Here is a 4,080-nt window from a genome sequence, read left to right on the forward strand (position 1 = left end):
CGTCTACCTTTATATTTTCCTGATATTATTCTCATGAGTGAAATAAAATAAAATGCTTTAATAGGTCGCTTTCAGGAACATCTAAAACGGATTTTAAATGAGAAACATCTAATAAACTACAGTTTCTTATATATTTATAAGCAATTTTAAACGCATCACTTTCTTCTGAAATATTGCCTAAAAACTGCACAGGAATTGTTTCTGGATTAAGCTGTAATTGCTCGTAAGTGAACAATAAAAAATAAATAAAATCTTCTAACGAGTTATACGTAAAGGTATTAAACAATAACAAATTTGTGTTTTTGGTTACCGTAATTTCAAATCTATCGTGTTGAAAATGCACCCAAACTTGCTTTGTATCCTTGTTTTTAGAAAAATCTAATGCTTTTTTTACAAATATGGAGTTGCAATTTTTATAATCAAACGTATCGTAATGGTCTAATAAATAGTTGTTTATATTCGTATACGGAATAAAAACATTATTTAAATCGTACGTGTCTAAATAATCAAAAGCAAAATAATCGGTTTCAAAAACTTTCGAATTATATTGCAAATAACTTCCTAAATAATTGGGATCAAACAAAGAAGAAGGCACCAGGGTGTTTAAATTAGAATTGTGCAACACCACAACATCATCGTATTTATCATCTAAAATAGGATTCTCTACAAATATTTTCCACAATTCTTCTTCTAAAACATTGTTTTTGTTAATAGAATACGATTTGTAAGTAATTATTTTATTCGAAATCAAATCAATAACACAAAAAGAAAGGTCACTATATGACACCTCAAAGCAAAGCTTTTTATATGTTTTTTGAGTAATATCCTGATTCATATTTTTTATTTGAAATACAAATTTACATTTTTTACGAGAATTAAAAACCCTCAAATGAAATTATATTTAAAATCCTTGTTATATTTGAAGTTCGTAAACTAAAAATGAATGTCGCCAACGCAATTTTATAAAATTTTAATAGATCATTTTCCTTTTCAGCCCACTGCAAATCAGGATATTTTCTTCCAAAAAATGGCGGCGTTTGTGCTTCATTCTAATGATGCGCTTTTTGTTTTAAAAGGTTATGCTGGAACTGGTAAAACTACCGTGATTTCAACTTTAGTAAATCAATTACAAATAGCCAATAAAAAATCTGTGATGCTGGCGCCTACTGGTAGAGCGGCTAAAGTAATGTCGGCTTATTCTGACAAACCCGCTTTTACCATTCATAAACGTATTTATTTTCCTAAAAAGAATAAAAATGGCGGTGTAGGTTTTGTGATGCAAGCCAATAAATTTAAAGATACGATATTTATTGTGGATGAAGCCTCAATGATTTCGGATCAATCAAACGAAACGAGTTTGTATGAAAATGGTTCTTTGTTAGACGATTTATTGTTTTATGTAGATGCTGGGCAAAATTGTAAGCTTATTTTAGTCGGTGATACGGCTCAGTTACCACCGGTGAATTCAGATATTAGTCCGGCTTTGGATATTCATTCTTTACAAGTGAATTACGATAAAGAAATAATTCATATTGAATTGGACGAAGTAATGCGACAAGCTGAAAATTCAGGAATATTAAGCAATGCTACCGAATTACGAGCGCTTTTAAAATCGCATTTTATTGATGATTTTAAATTTAATTTGAAATCGTTTAAAGATATTCATCGATTGGATGACGGATTTGATATTGAAGACGCCATTCACCAATCGTATCGAAATTATAGTACAGAAGATACTGCATTCATCGTGCGTTCTAATAAACGCGCCAATCAGTACAACCAGCAAATTAGACAACGCATTTTAGATAAAGAAAGTGATTTATCGGCTGGCGATTTGTTAATGGTAGTAAAAAACAACTATTTTTGGCTAAATGAAACTTCACAAGCTGGTTTTATTGCAAATGGCGATATTATTGAAGTCTTAAAAATAAGAAATATTCAGGAATTATACGGTTTTAAATTTGCCAATGTTACCATCCGAATGATTGATTATCCGAATGAAGCACCATTTGAAACCGTACTACTTTTAAATACCATTGAAAGTGAAGCGGCATCGCTGACGTATGAAGAATCGAATTTATTGTATCAAGAAGTTTCTAAAGATTATGAAGACGAAATTCACAAATACAAGAAACTTTTAAAAGTAAAAAGCAATCCGTATTTTAATGCGTTACAAGTCAAGTTTTCCTATGCGATTACGTGTCATAAATCGCAAGGAGGGCAGTGGAGTAGTGTGTTTGTAGAAAAACCCTACTTACCGAATGGTGTGGATAGAGATTATATTCGTTGGCTTTACACGGCAATAACAAGAGCAAAAGAAAAGTTATATTTAATTGGGTTTAAAGATGAAAATTTTGAGTAATTTTGAAAACACATAGAAACTTAGATAAATTTTATTCACTTTTATCCGATTAAAAAAAATAGTAATTAATATATTTCACGCAAAGACGCTAAGTCGCGAAGTTTCTGGCTTAATTTCTCTGCGACTCTGCGTCTTTGCGTGATTTTAATCATATTGGCTAAAAAAATCAATAACCCAATAAAATAAAGACTTAACAAATGTTTTTATGTTTTTATCGGGCAATAATGATTTTTATTATAAATTTGGTTTTTTATATTTAATTTTAGAATTAAAACGAAACCTTTAACCCAAAACCTTTAACCCATTTACAATGAAAATAATTGCTGTCATCCCTGCGCGTTATGCTTCTACACGATTTCCTGCTAAATTAATGCAAGATTTAGGTGGAAAAACGGTTATTTTACGAACATATGAAGCAGCTGTGGCTACTAATTTGTTTGACGATGTGTTTGTGGTTACTGATTCGGAATTAATTTATAATGAAATTATTTCCCATAACGGAAAAGCCATAATGAGCATCAAAGAGCACGAAAGTGGTAGCGACAGAATTGCAGAAGCCGTTGAAAATATTGATGCTGACATTATTATAAACGTACAAGGTGATGAGCCATTTATCAATAAAACGCCTTTAGAACAAATAATAACGGCATTTCAACACGATATTGAAAAGAAAATTGATTTGGCTTCTTTAATGTTTGAAATTAAAGATAAATCAGAAATTGAAAACCCAAATAACGTAAAAGTAATTACGGATCAAGACGGTTTTGCTATATATTTCTCGCGTTCGGTAATTCCGTTTCCTCGTGAGGAAAATGTAGGTGTACGATATATGAAACATATTGGTATTTATGCCTTTAGAAAACAAGCGTTATTAGACTTTGCTAAATTACCGATGTTGTCTTTAGAAGCCTCAGAAAAACTCGAGCAATTGCGTTATTTAGAATACGGAAAACGCATTAAAATGGTTGAAACGTCTCACGCAAGTATAGGAATTGATACGCCAGAAGATTTAGAAAAAGCGAGACGTTTCGTATAATATCCCGCCAGTTTCAAAAAAAAATTAACACAGATTACACAAATTTTCACCAATTTATTCGTGCTAATTCGTGAAATTTGTGTCAAATAAATTAAATTATTTTACCACAATCTCAGATTCCTTTTTAACAATAATTTCTGGTTTTCCTTTATACAGTATTACGGTTCCAGTGATGCAAATGGTTTTTGAATCTAACGTTAGTGGATCGTAAGAAAATGCCTCTCGGTCTAGTTTGAAAATAACTACAGAAAATGCATTGTCTGGAAAGGGTTTCCCAAAATTCAACAGTGCATTTCCGCCTTTTGTTTCATAAACACTGGTTACCTTTTCGCAAATTGTTATTGTTTTTCCTTCAAAAGAAGCTATATTTTCTAAAGTAGGTGTGCTTTCTTGTGCAGCAACCAATAGCGTTCCGAATAAAAACAGAACTAAAAATACTTTTTTCATATCTGTAAATTAATTGCTTTTAATAGCTAAGTTGTAATTGGCACTTACTTCGTTCCAGTTTATAACGTTCCAAATAGATGTTAAATAATCGGCACGTTTGTTTTGGTATTTTAAATAATACGCGTGTTCCCAAACATCAATTCCTAAAATAGGTGTTCCTTTGGTTTCTGCAACATCCATTAACGGATTGTCTTGATTTGGAGTAGAAGACACCACCAATTTGTTATTTTTATCA

The 4,080-nt window shown here is 31.2% G+C and carries 5 protein-coding genes; 2 read left to right on the forward strand and 3 right to left on the reverse strand.

The annotated features are described in order from the left end of the window. Positions 1–31 precede the first annotated feature (31 nt). Positions 32–835, reverse strand: coding sequence for a DUF3822 family protein (locus tag ABWO04_RS10220; protein WP_353079607.1), 804 nt, complete (start codon positions 833–835; stop codon positions 32–34). A gap of 108 nt (positions 836–943) precedes the next feature. Between ABWO04_RS10220 and ABWO04_RS10225 the strand changes: the two genes are divergently transcribed. Together ABWO04_RS10225 and kdsB are read left to right on the forward strand one after the other, a co-directional pair. Further along, positions 944–2,362 (forward strand): ATP-dependent DNA helicase, encoded by a 1,419-nt coding sequence (locus tag ABWO04_RS10225; protein ID WP_353079608.1) that lies wholly within the window; start codon positions 944–946, stop codon positions 2,360–2,362. A 310-nt stretch (positions 2,363–2,672) separates the two neighbouring features. Further along, the gene (gene kdsB / locus ABWO04_RS10230) at positions 2,673–3,398 is read left to right on the forward strand and encodes a 3-deoxy-manno-octulosonate cytidylyltransferase (RefSeq protein WP_353079609.1); all 726 of its coding nucleotides are present in this window, start codon (positions 2,673–2,675) and stop codon (positions 3,396–3,398) included. 96 nt (positions 3,399–3,494) lie between these two features. On the opposite strand, the gene ABWO04_RS10235 is transcribed toward kdsB, so the two are convergent. Next, positions 3,495–3,845, reverse strand: coding sequence for a hypothetical protein (locus tag ABWO04_RS10235; RefSeq protein ID WP_353079610.1), 351 nt, complete (start codon positions 3,843–3,845; stop codon positions 3,495–3,497). Between the two features lie 9 nt (positions 3,846–3,854). After that, positions 3,855–4,080, reverse strand: a 226-nt coding sequence (locus ABWO04_RS10240) for a superoxide dismutase (RefSeq protein WP_353079611.1), incomplete at its 5' end; no start/stop codon positions are given.

It is taken from the genome of Flavobacterium sp. (assembly GCF_040382755.1).
In the GTDB taxonomy this organism is placed as follows: Bacteria; Bacteroidota; Bacteroidia; order Flavobacteriales; family Flavobacteriaceae; genus Flavobacterium.